This window comes from Streptomyces sp. CA-106110 (assembly GCF_050936285.1).
Taxonomy (GTDB): domain Bacteria; phylum Actinomycetota; class Actinomycetes; order Streptomycetales; family Streptomycetaceae; genus Streptomyces.
This window is the reverse complement of the sequence record NZ_JBNJNB010000001.1, coordinates 1,222,117-1,243,002: the sequence shown is the minus strand read 5'-3', so window position 1 is coordinate 1,243,002 and position 20,886 is coordinate 1,222,117. Positions and strand designations below refer to the sequence as shown.

The 20,886-nt window shown below is 68.3% G+C and carries 20 protein-coding genes and 3 pseudogenes; 16 read left to right on the top strand and 7 right to left on the bottom strand.

What is annotated here, in order from left to right; genetic code table 11:
* Positions 1-30 precede the first annotated feature (30 nt).
* From ACQEXA_RS05875 to ACQEXA_RS05865, 3 genes are all read left to right on the top strand, one after another.
* On the top strand, positions 31-486 hold the full coding sequence (locus ACQEXA_RS05875; RefSeq protein ID WP_432936515.1) for a MarR family winged helix-turn-helix transcriptional regulator: 456 nt from the start codon (positions 31-33) through the stop codon (positions 484-486).
* 290 nt (positions 487-776) lie between these two features.
* Positions 777-1,274 carry a transposase domain-containing protein gene (locus ACQEXA_RS05870; protein ID WP_432939883.1) on the top strand — a complete coding sequence of 166 codons (498 nt, stop codon included), beginning with the start codon at positions 777-779 and terminating at the stop codon, positions 1,272-1,274.
* Positions 1,275-1,305: 31 nt separating this feature from the next.
* Positions 1,306-1,566: a hypothetical protein gene (locus ACQEXA_RS05865; RefSeq protein ID WP_433128877.1), complete on the top strand. Its 261-nt coding sequence runs from the start codon at positions 1,306-1,308 to the stop codon at positions 1,564-1,566.
* Positions 1,567-1,576: 10 nt separating this feature from the next.
* On the opposite strand, the gene ACQEXA_RS05860 is transcribed toward ACQEXA_RS05865, so the two are convergent.
* Positions 1,577-2,125 carry a TetR/AcrR family transcriptional regulator gene (locus ACQEXA_RS05860; RefSeq protein WP_432936520.1) on the bottom strand — a complete coding sequence of 183 codons (549 nt, stop codon included), beginning with the start codon at positions 2,123-2,125 and terminating at the stop codon, positions 1,577-1,579.
* Between the two features lie 140 nt (positions 2,126-2,265).
* Between ACQEXA_RS05860 and ACQEXA_RS05855 the strand changes: the two genes are divergently transcribed.
* Together ACQEXA_RS05855 and ltrA are read left to right on the top strand one after the other, a co-directional pair.
* Entirely contained in the window at positions 2,266-3,687 is a 1,422-nt protein-coding gene (locus ACQEXA_RS05855; protein WP_432936522.1) for an MFS transporter, read from the top strand.
* 907 nt (positions 3,688-4,594) lie between these two features.
* Complete coding sequence (ltrA, locus tag ACQEXA_RS05850; RefSeq protein ID WP_433128875.1) at positions 4,595-5,740, top strand: group II intron reverse transcriptase/maturase; 1,146 nt, start codon at positions 4,595-4,597, stop codon at positions 5,738-5,740.
* A 48-nt stretch (positions 5,741-5,788) separates the two neighbouring features.
* On the opposite strand, the gene ACQEXA_RS05845 is transcribed toward ltrA, so the two are convergent.
* From ACQEXA_RS05845 to ACQEXA_RS05835, 3 genes are all read right to left on the bottom strand, one after another.
* Positions 5,789-6,826, bottom strand: a complete 1,038-nt coding sequence (locus tag ACQEXA_RS05845; protein WP_433128434.1) for an IS630 family transposase — start codon at positions 6,824-6,826, stop codon at positions 5,789-5,791.
* A gap of 139 nt (positions 6,827-6,965) precedes the next feature.
* Positions 6,966-7,094 carry a hypothetical protein gene (locus ACQEXA_RS05840; protein ID WP_432934977.1) on the bottom strand — a complete coding sequence of 43 codons (129 nt, stop codon included), beginning with the start codon at positions 7,092-7,094 and terminating at the stop codon, positions 6,966-6,968.
* Positions 7,095-7,176: 82 nt separating this feature from the next.
* The gene (locus ACQEXA_RS05835) at positions 7,177-8,166 is read right to left on the bottom strand and encodes a helix-turn-helix transcriptional regulator (protein ID WP_432934978.1); all 990 of its coding nucleotides are present in this window, start codon (positions 8,164-8,166) and stop codon (positions 7,177-7,179) included.
* A gap of 190 nt (positions 8,167-8,356) precedes the next feature.
* Here ACQEXA_RS05835 and ACQEXA_RS05830 point away from each other — a divergent pair.
* The 6 genes and pseudogenes from ACQEXA_RS05830 (at position 8,357) to ACQEXA_RS05805 (ending at position 15,245) form a co-directional block, all read left to right on the top strand.
* Positions 8,357-9,390 (top strand): annotated as a pseudogene (locus ACQEXA_RS05830) (IS630 family transposase).
* Between the two features lie 34 nt (positions 9,391-9,424).
* A complete protein-coding gene (locus ACQEXA_RS05825) occupies positions 9,425-10,885 on the top strand; it encodes an IS1380 family transposase (RefSeq protein ID WP_432923289.1) in 1,461 nt (486 codons plus the stop codon).
* Positions 10,886-11,405: 520 nt separating this feature from the next.
* Positions 11,406-13,085 carry a hypothetical protein gene (locus tag ACQEXA_RS05820; RefSeq protein WP_432936526.1) on the top strand — a complete coding sequence of 560 codons (1,680 nt, stop codon included), beginning with the start codon at positions 11,406-11,408 and terminating at the stop codon, positions 13,083-13,085.
* Positions 13,086-13,644: 559 nt separating this feature from the next.
* Entirely contained in the window at positions 13,645-13,923 is a 279-nt protein-coding gene (locus tag ACQEXA_RS05815; RefSeq protein ID WP_433128873.1) for a hypothetical protein, read from the top strand.
* A 144-nt stretch (positions 13,924-14,067) separates the two neighbouring features.
* Entirely contained in the window at positions 14,068-14,382 is a 315-nt protein-coding gene (locus ACQEXA_RS05810; protein ID WP_432936528.1) for a hypothetical protein, read from the top strand.
* Positions 14,383-14,711: 329 nt separating this feature from the next.
* Entirely contained in the window at positions 14,712-15,245 is a 534-nt protein-coding gene (locus tag ACQEXA_RS05805) for a hypothetical protein (RefSeq protein ID WP_432936530.1), read from the top strand.
* 449 nt (positions 15,246-15,694) lie between these two features.
* Here ACQEXA_RS05805 and ACQEXA_RS05800 read toward each other — a convergent pair whose 3' ends face one another.
* Positions 15,695-15,820: a hypothetical protein gene (locus ACQEXA_RS05800; RefSeq protein WP_432936532.1), complete on the bottom strand. Its 126-nt coding sequence runs from the start codon at positions 15,818-15,820 to the stop codon at positions 15,695-15,697.
* Positions 15,821-16,175: 355 nt separating this feature from the next.
* On the opposite strand from ACQEXA_RS05800, the gene ACQEXA_RS05795 reads away from it, so the two are divergent.
* The 4 genes from ACQEXA_RS05795 (at position 16,176) to ACQEXA_RS05780 (ending at position 19,817) form a co-directional block, all read left to right on the top strand.
* Positions 16,176-16,580: a hypothetical protein gene (locus ACQEXA_RS05795; RefSeq protein WP_432936535.1), complete on the top strand. Its 405-nt coding sequence runs from the start codon at positions 16,176-16,178 to the stop codon at positions 16,578-16,580.
* A 97-nt stretch (positions 16,581-16,677) separates the two neighbouring features.
* Entirely contained in the window at positions 16,678-18,138 is a 1,461-nt protein-coding gene (locus ACQEXA_RS05790) for an IS1380 family transposase (protein ID WP_432936537.1), read from the top strand.
* A 56-nt stretch (positions 18,139-18,194) separates the two neighbouring features.
* Positions 18,195-18,458, top strand: a complete 264-nt coding sequence (locus ACQEXA_RS05785) for a hypothetical protein (protein ID WP_432936540.1) — start codon at positions 18,195-18,197, stop codon at positions 18,456-18,458.
* 384 nt (positions 18,459-18,842) lie between these two features.
* Positions 18,843-19,817 (top strand): alpha/beta hydrolase, encoded by a 975-nt coding sequence (locus tag ACQEXA_RS05780; RefSeq protein WP_432936542.1) that lies wholly within the window; start codon positions 18,843-18,845, stop codon positions 19,815-19,817.
* Positions 19,818-20,337: 520 nt separating this feature from the next.
* Here ACQEXA_RS05780 and ACQEXA_RS05775 read toward each other — a convergent pair.
* A pseudogene (locus tag ACQEXA_RS05775) lies at positions 20,338-20,433 on the bottom strand (GNAT family N-acetyltransferase); the annotation flags it as partial.
* Between the two features lie 27 nt (positions 20,434-20,460).
* Between ACQEXA_RS05775 and ACQEXA_RS05770 the strand changes: the two are divergent.
* Entirely contained in the window at positions 20,461-20,610 is a 150-nt protein-coding gene (locus ACQEXA_RS05770; protein WP_432940081.1) for a hypothetical protein, read from the top strand.
* A 60-nt stretch (positions 20,611-20,670) separates the two neighbouring features.
* Here the strand turns inward: ACQEXA_RS05770 and ACQEXA_RS05765 are convergent.
* Positions 20,671-20,790 (bottom strand): annotated as a pseudogene (locus ACQEXA_RS05765) (transposase); the annotation flags it as partial.
* Positions 20,791-20,886: the final 96 nt, after the last annotated feature.

Here is a 20,886-nt window from a genome sequence, read left to right as displayed (position 1 = left end):
AGATTAAGTTTTCCCTTATATAGTTGCCTTATGGAAACGCGGACGTCGGATGAGCAGGGAATCGAGCCCACTACAGGAGAACTGCTGAGCGGGATCGGCCGGCTGTACCGCACCCTGTTCCGAGCCGCTGACTACGGGATGCCGCAGGGCTGCATACGGACGCTGGACGCCCTGACCAAGAAGCCGTGCCGGGTGACCGAACTTGTCTACCACACCGATCTGACCCAGCCACGGGTGACGATGATCCTGCAGGAACTGGAGGAGCGGGGGTTGGCCGAACGCAGGCGCTCTGCGACGGATCGGCGCGTCGTGGAGGCCTGCATCACCCCTGCGGGCCGCGAACTTATGGAACGAGGGCAGCAGCGGATGACCACGGCGCTTATCGATGCTCTCCAAGCGAACACCGAAGATCCAGAACGCGCCGTCACGCTGGCTCGCGACGCTATTCGCACGCTCGTGCAAGCACTTGCGGCGGAGGGCAGGTGAGCACGTCAGCAACGGACACCCCCGAGTTGAACGTGACGGTGGACGCCAATTCCACCCCGCCCACGCCCCACATCAGGTCGGTTGTCATCCGGCCAGGTCAGATGCTCGATCGCCAATCATGGGCTACGACAACGCCGTTGCGCTTGGCTCGTCGGTGGTTCGGCATGCCGGTGATGACGAAGGGTGGGACCTCCGGTAGATCACTTGCGTCGAGCAAGATGATCGACAACCAGGAATTTGTGATCACCCGGACGATAACGACAGCCCCGGGTGTATAGGCGCCTGCGCATCTGGGCGAGCTGACCCAGATTGTGGACTTCGCGCTGGTCGACGCTGTGCTGGAGGAGACCCGAACGCGTGAGCAACTGCTGTTGCCGCCTCGGGTCGTGGCCTACGTCGTCCTCGCGCTCGCTCCGTTCGAGCACTGCTCCTACCCTGCGGTGTGGGGCAAACTCACCGCGGCCCTCGACGGGCTCGCCCCGATACGCCCGGCCGCCTCGTCCCCGGCCAGAGCGCGGCGCCAGGTGGGGACCGCACCGCTGCACCGGCTGTTCGAGATCCTCGCAGGCCCCGTCGCCGACCGCGGTCGGGCCGAATCTTTCTACCGAGGACTGCGCACGGTGCCCCTGGACGGCACCCACCCGACCAGGAACAGATCACCTGGGACTACCCGAAACGCTCCGGAGACACCCCTGCAGTTCGGCTACCCTGCTGCGTTTGCTCGCCGTGGTCGAGTGCGGCACCCCGGCCGTCCTCGCGGCCGCGTTCGGGCCCGAGACCTCAGGTGAACTCGCTTACGCGAGGCACCCACTGGGACGCTTGAACGCATCGATGCTACTCCTCGCGGACGTCGGCTTCGGCGTCATCGAATTCCTGCGCGAGGTAGCCAGCATCGGTGCCCAGTGCCTCGTACTTTCTTCCGTCCGGCGCTGCCCCATCCTCCAGCGCCGCCTGCCGGACGGTTCCTGGCTGCCGCGCCTGCACGCTGGCACCAACGAAGTGGTGATACGCGCCGGCGGCATCCGCTTAAGCGGCACCCACGCCGACGGCTGCCAAACGGGCCTGACGACGCGGGCTTGATGTCGGGACCTCACTGCAGGCCGGGGTTTGTCGGGCGGAGTCCGTCCAGGACGACCGACAGCATCAGATCCGTTGTCTCGGGTGCGCTCTCGCCGGCCAGGGCAACCCCGTGTACGAGCCGGAGAACGGTCCAGGGGTCGAGATCGCGGCGAATCACGCCCGCGTCCTGGGCGCGGGTGATCACCGTGTCGCCCGCCTCACGTAGCAGGCTGCGGCATCGGTTGTAGGTATCGCTGCGCGTGACCTTTAGTACCTGCTTGATCGCAGCGTGCTGCAGGCCCAGCTTCTGCATGAATAGTCGGAGGAACGCGGTGAGCGCTTCCCCGGGCGGCAGGTCTTCGGCCAGTTCGCGGGCGTGCGCGCTCAACGCCTCGATGTCTGCGACGTACACGGCGGCCAGCAACTCGTCGCGCTGCGGGAAGTGCCGGTACAGCGTGCCGATACCGACGTTGGCGCGGCGGGCGATGTCGTCGAGGGCGGCATCGGCGCCGTGCTCGGCGAACGCTTCCCGGGCAGCTGCGACCAGCGCCTCGTAGTTGCGTTGAGCGTCCGCCCGCATCCCCATCGTAAGCCTCCCAGCATCAATCCGGAGGGTCCCTCCAGTTCCGATTGCCAACCGGAGGGACCCTCCGTATGGTGTCTCCCGGCGACAACCGGAGGGTACCTCCGGTTTCCTTTCGCAGTCCATCTGGAGACCACTTGACCGCGCAGACGCAGACCGCCCCGCTACAGATCGGAAGGGACGCCGATCACAAGCCCGGGATCGCGCTGGCACTCATCCTGACCTGCCAGCTCATGCTGATCTTCGATTCCACCGCCATGAACGTCGCACTGCCCCAGATCGGCAGCGACTTGCATTTCTCCGCCACCGGCCTGTCCTGGGTCCTCAATGCCTACACCCTGACCTTCGGCGGGCTGCTGATGCTGGGTGGTCGGCTCGGTGATCTGGCGGGGCGGCGCCGTATGTTTATCACAGGCGTCGCCCTGTTCGCGGTCGCCTCGTTCGCCGGGGGCCTGGCCACCTCGGCCGCATGGCTGCTGACTGCCCGGGTTGTACAGGGGGCCGGAGCGGCCATCGCCGGCCCCAGTGCACTGGCCCTGCTGACCAGCACGTTCACCGAGCGGGAGGCGCGGGTGCGGGCTCTGGCCCTGTACGCCGGTGTCTCCGTCGCCGGGTTCGCCGTAGGGCTGATCCTCGGCGGCGTGCTCACCGAGTGGACCAACTGGCGCTGGGTCATGTTCATCAAACTGCCCTTCGCCATCGCCGTGGTGGCCCTGACTCCCCGCTACCTGCGGCGGCCGCCGCAGCATCAATCCCGGCTGGATCTGCCCGGCGCGGTCACCGCGACCGTCGGCGTCGGCGGACTGGTGTATGCGTTGATCCACGCGGCCACGGCCGGATGGGGCGACGCGATCACCGTGGCCGGACTGGCCTGCGGGGCCGCGCTCCTCGTCCTCTTCGTGCTCATCCAGGCGCGCACCGCGCACCCACTAGTCCCGCTGAACCTGTTCGCCGACCGGAACCGGGCCGCCGCCTTCCTGAACATCATGCTCGGTCCGGCGGCCGGCATGTCGATGTTCTTCTTCCTCACCCAGTTCCTGCAGGGGATCCGCGGCTACAGCCCGCTGGAGACCGGTGTCGCTTTCGTGCCATTGGCAGTGGTGCAGTTCGCCACCAGCCGGGTGATCCCGATGCTCTTGCGCCGGTTCGGCCCCAAACCGATCGCCCTCACCGGATCAGTGCTGCTGATCTGCGGACTGGCCTGGATGACCCGGCTGACCCCCACCAGCACCTACGCCGCCGATCTGCTCGGCCCGACGCTGCTCGTGGGCCTCGGCCAAGGCCTGACGGTCAACCCACTCAACGTGCTCATCATGTCCACCGTGCCCTCCAGGGACGCCGGCGCCGCAGGCGGCACTATGGAGAGCCTGCGGCAGATCGGCATCACGCTCGGCATAGCCGTCCTGGTCACCGTGTTCGGCACCGTCACACGGCACGCGACCGACCCGCACACCGTGGTCACCGGTATGACCGCCGCCTTCACCACCGGCACGGTCATCGCGGCCATCACTCTGCTCGTCGCCCTGACCTTCCGCCGACTTCCGGACTCAGGCAAATGAACACATCCCCAACTCCTGCACCTGGAGCGAACCCGATGAACTCACACCACCGGTAGTCAAGGTAGGCCCTGAGCGCTGCGGGGCGGGATCGGTGCCAGCGGCGTGCCGGATCTCCCAGACCGTGGGCGGGGCGATCGGGCAGCTGAGGTGGGCGAGTTCGGCCAGTGTCGGCCGGTGGCCCCAGGTTTGTTCTCGCGGGCCAGGCACAGGGTGAGGTGCTTAAAGGGCGGGCGCGGTAGAAGGTCGCCTGGGGCGGCGCCGGGCGAACGTCCACTTGTGGGCGACGACGGGAAGTAGAGCCAAGGCCGGGTACTACCCGGCCTTGTTGTGTCCTGAACGCGAAAGGAAGAAGCATGTAGGAACTCTTCTTGTAGCGATGCTGTACGAAGGATGAAGGTTTGGCCCTTCAAATTCGCCCTGCGGGGGGAGGATTTAAACCACCTCATGCTGCGCTAGCTGAAGACTGCCGTGGTGAACGATGAGGAAAAGGCGCCGGAAAACGGTGTCAGGTGGGGATCGGGAAGGCGAACGCAAGTGAATCGCTGCTGACGTGTCGAAAAGTAGAGTTGACATCAGAACCGGGGTGTCAAGGCAGTCCCGGGAGGAGTCTGGCGGGTGCCCGTTTATTGGCCAGGCGGTGTCCGGCATGCAGGCGGCGCGAGCCCGGTCTGCGGCCTTCGTGCGGAACAGGAGAAGGCGGGCCTGGATACGTCTCCGCTGGTGAGCGGGGAGAAAGGGAGCGTCCTGGACGGTCCGAAGCCGTGAGGGACTGAGTACCGATGCCAGGCACGCCGGCGGACCGGCTCGTAGTAGTGATGAAGCCCCTGTAACGGGGGCGGAGCGAAGGGGCCGGGTCGTTCGTGACTATGTTTATTCGATCAACCGGGTGTTTCCCGGGAGGAGTCGCGTGAACGAGTTGAAAGCATCAGGCAAGCCATTTGATATTTCGAAGCAGTCCGTCTGGGAGGCGTACGAGAAAGTCAGGTCGAACAAGGGCGCTGCGGGTGTGGATGCGGTGTCGATGGAAGAGTTCGAGAAGGATCTGAAGAACAATCTGTACCGGATCTGGAACCGTCTCTCCTCCGGCACCTATTTCCCACCCCCGGTGCGTGCGGTGGAGATCCCGAAGAAAGGGGGCGTCCGGATTCTGGGCGTGCCCACGATCGGGGATCGTATCGCTCAGACGGTGGTTGCCGGGGTGCTGGAGGCGAAGGCCGAACCGGTCTTCCACCCGGACTCATACGGCTATCGTCCCGGGCGGTCGGCGATCGACGCTGTGGGCCGGTGCCGGGAGCGCTGCTGGAAGGCGGACTGGGTCATCGACCTGGACATCCGCGCGTTCTTCGACAGCGTTCCGTGGGATCTGGTCCTCAAGGCGGTCGCTGCCCACACTGATCCGGCCCAGTCCTGGGTCCTGTTGTACGTGCGGCGCTGGCTGGCCGCACCGCTGCAACTGCCCGACGGGACACGGCGCGAGCGGGACCGGGGGACGCCCCAGGGCTCTTCGGTTTCGCCTGTCCTCGCCAACCTCTTCCTCCACTACGCCTTCGATTCCTGGATGGCGCGGAACTTCCCCGCCATCGGGTTCGAACGCTACGTGGACGACGCGGTGGTCCACTGCGTCAGCGAACGCCAGGCACGCTTCGTGCTCAAGGCGATCGAGAAGCGGATGACCGAGGTGGGGCTTGAACTGCACCCGGAGAAAACCCGGATCGTGTACTGCCAGGATGCCAACCGGCGTGCCTCGTACGAGCAGACCGAGTTCACCTTCCTGGGGTTCACCTTCCGCACACGCTCCGCGGTGCGCAAGGACGGCCGGATGTTCCGGTCGTTCCTCCCCGCCGTCAGCGGGGAGGCCCTGCGCCGTATCAGTTCCGAGGTGCGGTCCTGGCGGCTGCACCACCGCACCAGCCTGACCGAAGCAGACCTCGCACGGTTCATCAACCCGATCATTCGGGGATGGATGGCGTACTACGGGGCCTTCTACCAGTCGGCCCTGTATCCCCTCCTGGAACGCGTCAACCTCATGAATTCAGCTGCGACGGTCACCTGACGCACCAACAGGAGAAGGGTGCCTCCCGCCTGCGATGATCTGGACTGTCTAAGCGGATGACCTGAAGTTCTGCGCGTAATCCCTCGGCAGCCAGGGTGAGGCCCAGGGCGCGGCGGTGGTCAGCATCTGGGTGGGTGAGCGTTGTCGGAAGAAGGCGTGGACCTGGCGCAGGCGGCTCGGCCAGGTGACGGCGGTGTTGGCGAGGAACGCCTTCAGCGCGGCCCAGATGCGCTCGACCGGGTTGTCGTGCGGGCTGTAGCGGGCGCCGAACAGCAGGCGCAGGCGGGGCTGGTCGGCCAGGTAGGCGGTCACCGCCTTCGCGTGGTGGATGCTGTCGTTGTCGCAGAGCACCGCGACGGCCGGGGTGTCGGGGTAGGCGGCCAGCAGCAGTTGGAGGAAGGCGACGAAGGTGGCGGCACTGCGGCGGCGGTCGAGGGTGTAGACCCAGGCGCCGGTGGCCACCTCCAGGGCACCGAAGACGGTGGTCTGCCGGTTCTTTCCCGGGGTGGCCACTTGCTGCCGCGTCCCGCGCAGGATCCAGCTCGCCCGGATGTGCGGCAGCAGGTGCAGGTGGGTCTCGTCCTCGGCCAGGACCACCGACCCACGGGGCAGGGCCCGCAGTTGCCGGCGCAGGGCGGCCAGGACGCGCCGCCGGTTCGGGTCGCCCTTGGCCGTCAGGCGGGGCCGCCGCCAGGCCGCCTGCTCGCGCGTGCGCCGGTAAACGGTGCGCGGGCTGATCTTCGGCCGGCCCAGGCGGTGGTGGATCCGGCGGACGGTCCACGGCCCGGGGCGGGTCAGCAGGCGGCGGATGCGCTCGCTCAACCTCGGCCCGCCGAGCCGGGGGCGTCCTGGGCGGGGGCGGTCGGCCAGGCCCGGGGCGCCGTCGGCGTGGTAGCGGTGGATCCAGCGGCGCACCGTGGCCGGGTGGTAGCCGAGCAGCTCGCCGATCTCTCCTGCGGTCAGGCCGGCGGCGGACAGCAGCACCATCACGACGCGGGCGGCCTCCCGCCAGCGGTGGTGCAGCAGGTGGTACAGGTGCTGGTCCGCCACGCCGGGAGGGTTGGCGAACACGGATGCCGGACGCATACTGGCCTTGACCTCGCCGGTTTTGTCATAGTTTGTTCAACCTCGATACAACACCCGGCGAGGTCCCCGTGTCATCGAGGCCATCGCGCCCGGCCGACGCCGCCGCCCCGGATTCCGCGCAGAACTTCAGGTCATCCGCTTAGATGTTCCAGGCGCGCTCAAGGCCGTCGACCAGGAACAGGCCACGCCCGCGCTCGGCCCGCGCGCTGCCCTCATCGGTGAGCGAGCAGGCGGTGGCCACGGGCGGGTCGCTGTCCCAGTCCCGCACCTCCAGCCAAACGCCCGCAGCCGCAGGTCGACGTCGCTGCCCACATGGACGAGGACGTTGCTGACCCGCTCAGAGGTGGCTGTCAGGCTTGGCGGGCGTAGGAGGCGAGGCGATCGGCGAACGCGACGACGAGGTCGCGCAGTTCATCGGGGCGCTCGATGACGAACGGCCGGTTGAGCGAGGCGAGTACCGGAGGCAACCAGTCGAGCCGCTCCGCCCGCAGCTCGACGCGCAGCCAGCGCTCGGTCGCCCGCTCCTCGCCTGCCGCGGGCGCGTCCTCCTCCAGGCTCGCGACGCCGGCGGGAAGGTGGGCGCGGATCTGCTCAACCGTCCCTTGAATCCGCAAGGTCACCGCATGCTGGTACTCAGCCGTGGCGAACCCTGTCACCACGCGCTGCGCCGGATCCGGACCCACGGGCGCTTCGAATGAGCCGGGCAAGGTCCTCGCGTCTGCGATGCGATCGAGCCGGAAGGTTCGGTCCTCGCCGATCCGGGCGTCCTTGCCCGTGACGTACCACCGGCCTGAATGGGCGACGATCCCATACGCGTGCAGCGTGCGTTCGCTGCCCCGTCCGTCGCGGTCGGTGTAGCGGATCGAGACCGGTCGGCGGTGGCGCACCGCATCGGCGATGGTGAGCAGGACCCCAGCGTCCGGGGTGTCGAACTCGCGGGGCTGTTCCGTGAAGGCGAGAGTCTCCAGGAGTGTGTCGAGCCGACGGGCGATGTGCTTGGGCAGCACCCGCCGGATCTTCGCCGATGCCGTCTCGCTCGCCGTGTGCGCCATCGTCGTCAGCCCCGCTCGGCGGCCGGCGACCAGGCCGAGCAGCACGGCCAGCGCCTCGTCGTCGCTGAGCATGAGCGGAGGCAAGCGGTACCCGGGGGCGAGCCGATACCCGCCGTAGCGGCCGCGCACCGACTCCACCGGCACGTCCAGGTCGATCAGCTGGTCCACATACCGCCGCACGGTGCGCCCTTCGACGCCGAGCCGGTCGGCGAGTTCGGCCACCGTCCGGGTGCCGCCCGACTGCAGCAGCTCCAGGAGCGTCAGCACGCGGCCGGTGGGTCGAGGCATGTGCACAGCATACGTGAATAGAGGACCGATTCTGTCCACTATTTCTCCTAAGCGGATGACCTGAAGTTCTGCGCGGAATCTGGAGCGGCAGCGGCGGCCTGGCGCGATGGCCTCGATGACGAGAAGACCTCGCCGGGTGTTGTATCGAGGTTGACCAAACTACGACAAAACCGGCGAGGTCAAGGCCAGTATGCGTCCGGCATCCGTGTTCGCCAACCGCCCCGGTCCGGCGTACCAGCACCTGTATCACCTGCTGCATCACCGGTGGCGAGAGGCCTCCCGCGCGGTGATCGTGCTGCTGTCCGCGGCCGGCATGACCGCAGGAGAGATCGGCGAGCTGCTCGGCTACCACCCGGCCACGGTGCGCCGCTGGATCCATCGCTACAACACCGCCGGCCTGGCGGGCCTGGCCGATCGCCCCGCGCGGGGCGGCCCCGGCTCGGCGGGCCGAGGCTGGGCGAGCGCATCCGCCGCCTGCTGACCCGCCCCGGGCCGTGGACCATCCGCCGGATCTGGCGCCGCCTGGGCCGGCCGAAGATGAGCCTGCGCACCGTGTACCGGCACACTCGCGAACAGGCGGCCTGGCGGCGGCCCCGCCTGGTGGCCAGGGGTGACCCCGAGCGCAGGCGCACCCTCGCCGCCCTGCGCCGCCAACTCGCCGCCCTGCCCCACGGGTCGGTGGTCTGGGCCGAGGACGAGACCCACCTGCACCTACTGCCGCACGTGCGGGCGAGCTGGATCCTGCGCGGGACGCGGCAGCAGGTGGCCACCCCAGGCAAGAACCGGCAGGCCACCGTCTTCGGGGCCCTGGAAGTGGCCACCGGCGCCTGGGTCTACACCCTGGGCCGCCGCAATGCCGCCGCCTTCGTCGCCTTCCTCCAGCTACTGCTGGCCGCCTACCCCGCCGCCCCGGTCGTCGCGGTGGTCTGCGACAACGACAGCATTCATCACGCGAAGGCGGTGACCGCCTACCTGGCCGACCAGCCCCGCCTGCGCCTGCTGTTCGGCGCCCGCTACAGCCCGCACGACAACCCGGTCGAGCGCATCTGGGCCGCGCTGAAGGCCCACATTGCCAACACCGCCGTCACCTGGCCGGGCCGCCTGCGCCAGGTCCACGCCTTCTTCCGGCAGCGCTCACCCACCCAGATGCTGACCACCGCCGCACCCTGGGCCTCGCCCTGGCTGCCGAAGAGTTACGCGCAGAACTTCAGGCAAGCCGCTTAGATCAAAACCGTCGCAGAGAAGAGGCACCCAACAGGTGCAGGCTACCGAATGGGATCACCGGCTTGCTGTGCGGGCCGACGGCAAGAACCTGATCGGCCACGCGGGCGTGGTGCTGCTGCGGAAGGTCGCCGACCGCGTCGGTCTGGCCACCGCGCTGAGTGCGGCGTTACCGAAGGGCACCGGGCCGGGCTGGCGGGACCGGGGCATGGCGCTGGTCCAGCTGGCCTGTGCGATCGTGCTCGGCGCGACGAACGTCCTTCAGGCCGAGCAACTCCAGTACCACTGGCGGCCGGTGTTCCCGCGGCCGGTCTCGGACAGCACCCTGCGCCGCGCCCTGGCGGCGATCGACGGCCCGGTCGCGGCCCGGGTGGAACGCGCCCGCGCCGCGATACGCCGCGTGGTGTGGATGCTGCTCGCCCTGCGCCCCGGCGGCTTCCCCTGGATCGCGGTGTGCGGCCGGGAGGTGACCGGCTGGTACGTCCTCGATTTGGACGCGACCATCGTCACCTGCACCAGCCGGAAGGAAGGCGCGGCGGGCACCTTCAAGGGCAGCTTCGGCCACATGCCGCTGGGGGCGTGGGTGGCCAACACCCGCGAGTGCGTCGCCATGCTGCTGCGGCCCGGCAACGCGCCGCCCAACGACGTCGCCGACCACAAGAGGGTCCTGGCCGCCGCGCTGCGGCAGCTCCCGCTGCCGCTGTGGTCGAAGCTGCTGGTCCGGATCGACGGCGCGGCCTTCAGCCACGACGTCCTCGACCACCTCCAGCGCCTGACCACCAGCCGGCGCCGGGTGCGCTGGGTGACCGGCTGGGCGATCAACGCCACGGACGAGCAGGCCATCGCGCTGCTGCCCGAGACGGCGTGGACGGCCGCGCTGCGGCAGGACGGCGAGGTCCACGAGATCAAGGGCCCCGACGGCGAATGGATCTCCTACCAGGTCGCCGAGCTGACCGGCCTGCGCGACCTGACCGGCTGGCCCAAGGGGATGCGGCTGATCGTGCGCCGGGTCAAGCCCTCGCGGCGGGACGCGAAGAAGCTGACCGCCTTCGAGAAGCGCACCGGCTGGCGCTACCAGATCATCGCCACGAACGTCCCCGCTCACCAGGGACTTTCCGGGATTCCCGGCTCCGGGCAGGTGTGGTTCGTCGACGCCCTCTACCGTGACCACGCAGAGGTCGAGGACCGGGTGAAAGCCATCAAGCGGGTCGGCCTCGGGTTGCTGCCCTCGAAGTCCTGGCAGTTGAACGCCGCCTGGGTGCTGGCCGCCACGATCGCCGCCGACCTCGACGCATGGACCCGGCTCCTCCTCCTGCACGACGAGCCCGAACTCGCCGCAGCCGAGCCGGAGACGATCCGCATGAAGCTGTACCACCTGCCCGCCCGACTCACCGCCCACGCCCGCAGGCGCACCCTGCACCTCGACCGCACCTGGCCCTGGACAGCAGCGTTCACCACCGCCTGGCAGCGGGCCACCCAGCTCCCGGCCCTCACCTGACGGCCGGCCACCGCCCCGACGACACCGGAAAGGACAGCACCGCACCACCCTCGGGCCCGTGGAACCCGACGCCCCCGCAGCGTCACGCGACGGCCAGTCCCGACACGGCACGGGACATATCGGGCAGCCAGCCGCTCCCGGCGTCGCCATCAGCCCTCGGAAAAATCGAGGTTAACGGCACCCCCGGACCAACGACAGACCGATCCAAACGAAACTGCCAGTGGTGGGGCCGCAGGTCTCCCGAGAGCACCCAGCCCCACCTCGCTTGCCGTTCCCGTCGCGCAGCACCCCGAGCGCCTCCACCCAGGCCTGGTTGTGCTCGTCCGCATCCGCGTGTCCGCGAACACTCAGTTGTGACTGAGCACTTCAGGTGGCCGGTGAGAGCTTGTGTTCGATCCAGCCGCTATATTCGTCCATCACTTGGTCACGATCCGCACCAGACGAACGGTGATGTCGGGCCGGGTACCGGATGGCCCCCTCCCTGAGCTGGGGCCATGTGATCCTGTGGGGGGATACCACCGTGCGACGTGCTGCTCTGCTTTCGACTGCCACCGCCACAGCGCTGGCGGCCTCGATGTTCACCGGCCCTGCGCTGGCCCGTGCCGATGCCGCTCCAGGGAGTGGACCCGTCCTGGATAACGCGGACGCCTGGTACGACTATCCCGGAATGGTCTTCATTACCGCGCACTCGGACGCTGCGATCACCCATATCACCGCACACTTCACCCCCGTCGGCAGCCCGGACGGCGCGCCCGAGGCCGGATCCACCGACGACTTCACCCAGCAGTCCGGCACGGACGGCCGGTCCGGAATCTGGCAGGCCCCGGTGCACCTCGCGAACCTCGGCGAGTACCGGATCACCGTCGATATGGAGGACTCCTCCGGCGCCACGGTCACCGGCGTCGCCTCACGCTCGACCCTGCAGTACCAGACCATCCTCACGATCCCGGACCTTACGGTGACGCCGGCCAAGCCGGACTACTTCCACCAGAAAGTGACCGTCAGCGGTACCGAACTCGCCGAGGACCCACGGACGCCCGGCACACGGGTGCCGGTCGCCAACGCGCCGGTCGTCATCACCTGCCAGGGCACCTCCCCGTACAACAGGTTCAACACGCAGACCGACGCCGACGGGCGCCTCACCTTTTCGTTCGTCCCCAACGTGTACTGGGCCGACATGCAGGCGTGGCCACAAGACTCCAACGCCTACCCCGGGGCGATCCTCCTGCGCTCGCCCCAGCAGCCCATGAACCCCGTGCAGGCACCGACCCGGTTCACGGCGAGCACGCACGCCCTCAATCTGCGTCAGGGAACGACGGGTACGGTTACCGGCCACGCGGAGATCCAGACGGCCGACGGCTGGCAGCCGCTGCCGCACACGTCACTCAGCCTCATAGGTACCGGCTCTTCGCAGGGCTTCGGGGGGACGGCCACCACGGACGACAACGGGTTCTACAGCCTGCGCGTCCCCTCGGACAATCCGCTGCCGACCGGCCAACTCGTCCTCAGCGGCACGCCGTTCTTGCAGCCTGCCACTGAGCCCTTCAGCCTCCACGTGGCATACACGACCAACCTCACCATGGACGCCACGCTCGACGACGACTCCCGGCTTCACGTCTCGGGAGACATCGAGTACAGCGATCCCCGTGCCCACTGGCCGTCCAACACCGCCGTCACCATCGAATACTCCAAAGACGGCAAGACTGGCTGGAAGTCCGCCGCCACCACCCCGGTGAAGATCCGCCACAACAAACCCAACTTCCAGGAAGTCTTCGGCACGTCGTTCACCGCGCCAAACAACGCCTACTGGCGTGCCCGCTTCAACGGCAATCCCGACCTTGCGAGCAGCACCACCAAGCCCGTCCACCTACGCCGCTACCCCACACGGATCACCGGGTTCGACGTAACCCCCGAACCGGTCCGCAGGAACGGCCTCATCCACCTCAAAGGCACGCTCCAGTACTACACGGGTACCACCTGGAAGCCGCTCGCCGACGCCAGCCCCGCCCTGTACTTCCGGCCTCGCGGCGCCTCCACCTACCGCTACATCAGCGACTTGGACACCGACTCCAAGGGCCGGATCCTCAACATCACCCAAAACGACACCCAGGACGGCACCTGGGCAGTTGCCCTGAATCGCAACATAGGCGACCAATACCTCAAGAGCCCCCTGGCCACGGACTACGTCGACGTGCGATGACCATGCCAGCCAGCCCGGCATCCCCGGACTGCGGCTGGACCACGCCAGCAGACGTGGCGGCCGTCATCCGTCACGCTCAGCCAGCCAACTGAAGCGCTGCGCGGCGTCAATGAGGTCAGCCCTCCGTGCAGCCCGTAGGTTGTGCGCGCTGCACGGAGGGCCGGCCTCCGAGGCGGCCGACTTGTCTCCACGTTGGTGAGGGTGACTCGCGTCTCGGGCATGTTGCCGACGGCGCCGATCCACCGGCGATGCCGAGTATGACCACCTCGTCAGCCTTGAGCTGGGCGGCGATCCGAACGATCCCCGCAACCTGTGAGTGGAAGAGCCGGTCTGCACGGGCAAGATCACACTGGCCGCGGCGCAGAAGGCGATCGCCACCGACTGGACCACCGCCCTGCACAAGCTCGGACTGAGCTGACAGCACCTCACCGCACCCGGCCCGTCTGCCGGCTCACCCAGCGCCCAGTAGGTATGGGTGAGACGTGGCAGGGCATCCGGGGTGAGGGGCCGGGGTACCGCCCGTCGATGTCATGGGCCTTGAAACAAGACCCTCCCGCGTATGGAAGAGGCAGCCGACAAGGCGGCCCAAGCCGCACGCCTCGATGGCACCTGGCAGCCCCTCGCTACGGCGTACAACCGAGATACCGAACTCGTTTCAGTCACCCTCGATCTCGCCGATTTGCGAGACACCCGCGTCGGGGGTGGCTACAGCAACCCTGGGGACGTCGACAAGGACAGCCAGCTCGACGCTCGCCGCAACAAGATGATCAAGAGCGTGAACAGCGTAGACGGACCAAGCGTCGCTGGTGAGTGCCGCAAGACGACGGGCGGCTCCTGACCACCGTGGGCGCCTCCGGGTCTCACGGCCGTGAGCTCCGGAGGCGCATCGGCCGGCGCGCTCACAACGCCTGGCGGCGAACCTACGACGACGGCAGGCGTTGAACAGGATGATGGCGACGGCCGCCGAGGCAGGAGAACCGCGATGGGACGGCAGAAGGCGAACAAGCCCCGACGGGAGCGCCCTGAAAGGGTCATCACCCACGAGCCGGAGGAGGCGCTACCGGGCTGGCCCGACAGCCACGTCTCCGCTGAACTGACCGGCGACGACACGTTCGAGTGCGTGAGCGTTGTCATCCACGGCGTCGAGCACCGGCTACACGCCACCTCCGCCCGCGCCCTGAGCGATGCGCTGTTGAAGACCCTGGACGCGTATAACGACCGCGTCGGCGCCGCCCTCGCAGACCCTGAGATGCGCCCGCTCCTTCTGCATGTGCCGCCGGAGGAACTGATCGTCTGAAGGGTCCGGTTGTCGGAACCGCTCGATAGTGTCAGCAGTTCGGCCCCCTGCATGGTCCTTACGACCGAGCAGGGGGCCTTTCACATGCCCGGAGCCGCCTACTCTGAGCGCTTCCGCCACGGCCGCTCGGCGCTCGACGGCGCCCGGCCGGCCGCTGGCTGCCGACGGCCGGCGGTCGCCGCCATAACACCGATCAGGACCGCCCCACACTGCAACCGCAGGCCTTCGCTCGCCCAGGGTCACAACATGGCCACACGCTGAACACGCAGGCTTCACGCCCCGCATGATCTCCCCTCAGCATTGCAGCATCAGCGAGCCCTGGGGGGATCATGAGCACTGAATACCCACCGCCACCCGCACCACCCGAGCCACAGCCGCCGTCGCCCAAGCCCAAGCGCATACACCCCCTGCTCGCGGCTGTCGCGGGCGCAGTCATCGGCGCCGGCGCCGTCGGCGGGGCATGGGCCAGCACCGACGCCAGCGACCACGCCACCAAGAAGAACGCGACCACCAACACCCTGACCACCAGCAGCCAGCCCCAGACCTTCACCCTCACCGGCACGTTCGAGCTCAACAGCAGCGCCGTGGACGACGGCGCCGGCGGCTGCAAGGGCAGCAACGGCTACGACGACATCTTCGAAGGCGCAGAGGTCACCGTGTACGACGCGGCCGGATCCGTGATCGCAACGGGCTATCTCGGCAGCTCCACGTCAGAAGACGGCGGCAAGTGCAGCTTTGACGTGTCGGTCGCCGACGTGCCCAAGGGCAAGAACTTCTACAAGGTCGAGGTGTCTCACCGCGGAACGGTGCAGCTGACGGAAGCCCAGGCCGAGTCCGGGGCCTTCGCCGCCTCACTGGGCTGAAGACGCCCGTCTCGCTCGCGCCTGGCGGCGGTCTGAGCAGCAACAAGCGGAAGCCCCCAGACGGCTGTGACCGGCCGCCTGGGGGCTCTCTGCATGTCCAGGGCTGGGTCAACCGCGCTGCGCCGCCACCGCGCCCGTGTACGTCTCCCGCGTCAGGTCCTCCGGGCCGATACCGAGGTCGGCGAGCACCGCACGGACGTCGCCCAGCGCCGCGCCCACCTCGTCCTCGTCGACGAGCGGGCCGGGTCGTACTTTGTGGAGGCCCCACTCGCGCAGTTCGCGGTAGCGCGGTCCCTTGCGGGACCGGATCGCTCGCAGCGTGCGCTCGTAGCGAGCGGGCCGCCGCAGTCCTCGGGTGGACAGGCCCGGCGGCCGGCACTGCGGCTTGCTGCTGGTGACGGTGGGTCGGTCTGTTCCTTAAAGTTCAGATGCGGGGCGGGATCGCTCGGTCATTTGGTGGCGGGGGGCGACGGCCAGCGCGGCGCGGGCGCACGCAGGAATCTCCGGGTGAGCCCGAACGGCCGGGCGGTGTGCAGCAGCGCCAGCCACAGCAGCCGGGCCGCTTCCTCGTCCACCCCGGGGCCGGCCAGTCGCCCACGGGGGAGCGGTCCATGAGGTTCGGCGCCAAGGTGGGCCCCGTTCTACGCCTCGACCAGCGCCCGGAGGCGGCCACGCCAGCCCGGTCCGCGCGGCGGCTTCCCCGCCTTCTGCACCCTGGCATTCGACATCGGAGCGATCGTCGACGCCTTCGCCGCCCACCCGGGCGCAATCTGCGTTCTCCGCTCTCGTCTCCGTAGTCGCTGTACTGCAATCCTGCACAGCAGATAGAACCGACACCAGGAAGAGGCCGTGAAAGTGACACAAGGTCCCCTATCGCCACCCCCGGCCACGTGGGCAGACCTCGCTGAGGCTGTGCGGACGGCGCCCGGCATGTACGTCATCAGCATGGCCGAGCTTCGAGACCTGGAGCAGAGCCGGCGCACCGACACGGCGCAGCCGATCATTATGCAGGCGCTCAGAGGCCGCGCCATCGGCTTCCTGCCCGACCCCCTGCCGACCCGGGCCAACACCACGGTGGTCCTGTACGTGCGCGGCACGGCGATCGGGGATTTCGTGCACGCAGTGATCACGGCCAGCCGAGGCGAGGATCTGAGCCGGGGCGACGCGAAAGCCCTGACCGACTTCGGCCAGACCCAGCCGCCGCACCCTCATGCGATGGAGCAGCTGGAGCACCTGGCGACCGAGCAGCTGAAGGGCGTGATAGGTGACCTTGAGAAGCTCCGCGGCCGCGCGCAGCAGTATCTGAAGGAATTGACCTCATATATTCAGCTATGAAGTAGAACTGGCGCCCCGACAGCAGGAAGGTGCCTCTCACCTGCGATGATCTGGATTTCCTAGATCAAGAACGTCGCGAGGAAGAGACACCCGGAAGGTGAAGACTACCCGCTGGGACCACCGGCTCGGCGTGCGGGCCGACGACTGCAGCCTCGTGGGGCACGTCGGCGTCGTGCTCCTGCGGAGGATCGCCGATAAGACCGGACTGACCACGGCCCTGGCCCGAGCCCTGCCCCAGGGCACTGGGCCGGGCTGGCGCGACCGCGGCGAGGCCCTGGTCATGCTCGCCTGCGCGATCACGCTGGGCGCCACCAACGTCCTGGAGGCCGAGCAACTCCAGCACCACTGGCGGCGCTTGTTCCCGCGCCCGATCTCGGACAGCACCCTGCGCCGCACCCTGGAGGCGATCGACGGTCCGGTGGCGGCGCGGGTCGAGCGCGTCCGCGCCGCGATACGACGCGTGGTGTGGACACTGCTTGCCCTGCGCCCCGGGGGCTTCCCCTGGATCTCGGTGTGCGGGTGGGAACTTCGTGGCTGGTACGTCCTGGATCTCGACGCGACCATCGTGACCTGCACCAGTCGCAAGGAGGGGGCGGCCGGCACGTTCAAAGGCAGCTTCGGGCATCATCCGCTGGGGGCGTGGCTGGCCAACACCCGCGAGTGCGCGGCGATGCTGCTGCGGTGCGGCAACGCCGCCGCCAACGACGTCGCCGACCACAAGAGCGTCCTGGCCGCCGCACTGCGTCAACTCCCGCTGCCCATATGGTCGAAGCTGCTGGTACGGATCGACGGTGCGGCCTTCAGCCACGCCCTTCTCGAGCACCTGCAGGCGCTGACCACCAGCCGGCGCCGCGTGCGCTGGGTGACCGGCTGGGCGATCAACACCGCGGACGAGCGGGCGATCGCGCTGCTACCCGAGCAGGTCTGGACCACCGCGCTGCGGCAGGACGGAGCACCTCACGAGATCAAGGGCCCCGACGGCGAGTGGATCTCCTACCAGGTCGCCGAGCTGACCGGGGTCCGTGACCTGTGCGGCTGGCCCGAGGGTATGCGGCTGATCGTGCGCCGGGTCAAGCCCTCGCGCCGGGACGCGAAGAAGCTGACCGCCTTCGAGCAGCGCACCGGCTGGCGCTACCAGATCATCGCCACCAACATCCCCGCCTACCACGGGCTTTCCGGGGTGCCGGCCTCCGGGCAGGTGTGGTTCGTCGACACCTTGTATCGCGATCACGCCGAGGTCGAGGACAGGGTGAAAGCGATCAAGCAGGTCGGTCTCGGGTTGCTGCCGTCGAAGTCCTGGCAGCTGAATGCCGCCTGGGTCCTCGCCGCCGCCCTCGCCGCGGACCTGGATGCCTGGACCCGTCTCCTCCTCCTGCCCGACGAGCCCGAACTCGCCGCCGCACAGCCGGAGACGATCCGCACGAAGCTCTACCACCTGCCCGCCCGCCTCACCTCCCACGCCCGCCGGCGCACCCTCCATCTCGACCGCACCTGGCCCTGGGCAGCAGCGTTCACCACCGCCTGGCAGCGTGCCACCCAGCTTCCGGCCCCCATCTGACGGCCGGCCCCCACCCCGACGACACGGAAAGGACAGGACGCACCACCCTCGGGCCCGTGGACCCCGACGCCCCCGCAGCGCATGCGAAGGCCCCTGCACCGACCGGACGGACAAACCAGGGCAAGACGCCGGATCAGCAGGACCGATCAGGCCGCAGACGAATCGAGGTCAATGCCTACGTGATGCGGTGGATGCGCAAGAAGTTCAAACGGCTGCGGGGCAGGAAGAAAGCCCAAATGGCGTGGAACCAGGCCGTCTCACGACGACCTCGGTTCTTCGCCCACTGGGCCTGGACCACCCATGCTCCCCGCGTCTGGTGACCAGAGCGACAAGAGCCGTATGACGAGAGATCGTCACGTACGGATCTGTGAGGGCCGAGGGGTGAGAATCCCCTCGGCTACTCGGCGAAGTAGAGCCTGGAGATGGGACAGCGCGCCGCGTTCAGGGTGTTCCCGAATGCGGCCGCGCCCTGGCTGCTCTTTGTCGAGCCCCCGCGGAGCGGGCGGCCCAAGGCTAGCCAGAGCCTGGCGGATGCGATCACCGCCGGGGCGGGTGACGCTGTTGTCATATCCCGTTTACCACAACCGTGCCTGCTCATCCGAAGCCGCGCGCGGCACTCGCGCAGCGCACCACGGGGCAGCCGGACACGGCCCCTCGGTGTGCTCCCCGGTCAGCAGCCATCCCGAGATCCCAGGGAGATAGTCATGACCGTCCAGCCCGCCGGCGCCCTTGTTCTGGAGCCGGCCTCCCGGCAGATCGCCGATGCAACCTCGAAGCCGCCATTCCTGTACGAACTGGGTCCCGAGAAGGCCCGCAAGGTGCTCGACGACATCCAGGCGGAGCCGATCGACAAGCCTCCCGCCGACTCGGAGTGGATCACGGTTCCCGCCGAGGTCGGTGACGTCCGTGTCCGCATCGTCCGGCCGCAGAACGCCGCATCACCCCTTCCCGTCGTCCTTTACATGCATGGCGGGGGCTGGATCCTCGGCAATGCCGACACCCACGACCGGCTAGTGCGCGAACTGGCGAACGGGGTGCGAGCCGCTGTGGTGTTCGTCGAATACGCCCGCTCGCCCGAGGCGCACTACCCCGTGGCCATCGAGCAGGGCTACGCCACCGCCCAGTGGATCACGCGCGAAGGAGCCGCTCACGGCCTCGACCCGGAGCGCATCGCCGTGGCGGGCGATTCGGTCGGCGGCAACATGACCGCCGCACTGTCTCTGATGGCCAAGGAGCGAGGCGACGTCCGCTTCGTTCACCAGTCCATGTACTACCCGGTCACCAACGCGGACATGGACACCAAGTCCTACTCCGACTTCGCCACGGGTTACTTCCTCACGGCCAAGGCCATGGAGTGGTTCTGGGACGCCTACGTGCCGGACCGCTCGCAGCGCAGCGAGATCACCGCCTCTCCCCTGAAGGCAGACCTCGACCAGCTCACCGATCTGCCGCCAGCTTTCCTCATCGTGGACGAAGCCGACGTCCTGCGCGACGAGGGCGAGGCGTACGCCGCCAAACTCCGCGCCGCGGGCGTCGACGTCACCGCGGTCCGCTACGACGGCATCACACACGACTTCATGATGCTCAACCCTCTCAGCGACACCCATGCCACCCGTGCGGCCGTCGCCCAAGCCATCGCAGTGCTCAGCGCCGCCCTGGGAACGAACGAGGAGGCATAGGCGTGAGAAGTCGGCTCCGTTGACCGACCGAAGGAACGCTCGACCCCGGGGCCACACAGGGTGGGCATCCGGACGCGTCGAGCAGATCCTCCGGCATTCCTCCTGTCCGTCACTAAGCGTTACATCCATGTCGCACACAAGCTGACGAGGGAACGCTGCCTACCGGTCGGCGACGCCCTGCGAGGACGCCAACAGCAACCAGAACTGCAACCCAGCGGACCACTTCCGGGTCACTCCCGAGGGTGGTCCGCCCCTGCGTCGCAGGTGCGGGTGGTGCCGGAACCAGACTTGAACCAGTACGCCCGCGAGGGGCAGCGAGGTTGAAGCCCCATGGGGCCCGGCCGTGTTCGATTCATTGACGTTCATCACCGAGGAAACATTGCAGGAAGTGCATGCGCTGTCCGAACAAGGCGTCGACACCCCTGGCACGGACCGTCTTGGGGTCCCAGGTGCAGCCCCAATTCTGGCAGCAGGGCAGGCACGTTGCGCAGACCGGTTGAGTTCTCCGGCAGCCTTCGGAGATCCCGGACTGCACCGTCCAGATACCGCCCCGCTCGGCGGAGGCGAACAGAGCCTTCAGCAGCGCGAGTCCGACCCCACGGCTGCCAGCGTCAGGGCTTCATCGTGACCGGCGAGAACGCCAATGACTGCACTCCTGGACCAGGCCAGTCCGCGTCTTCGGCGACAAGGCCTCACCTCCAAAGTCATCCGCACCTGGCCGCAGCGCCTCGACATCGCCCACACCATCCCCGAACGCGCCGATCAGGTCCGCAACCGGGCGATGGCGGTGTGATCCGGCCCGTGGGACCCGCAGGTCACTGGAAGGCACATCGGTGGCGCGCAACCGCTCGATCCGCCGCGACGAGCGCATCCCGCAGGCGTAGACGTAGATCAGCAGTGCCAGCAGCATCTCCGGGTCGTACGCCCGCCGACCTGCCCCACCCAGTACCCGCGAGCTTCGCCCGGTTGCCATCCGCCAGCGCGGCGACCGCATCCAGAACGAACCAGGCCAAGTGCTCCTCCTCTGGCAGCCACTCCGGCATGTCCGGAGGAAGCAGGAACTGCTGAT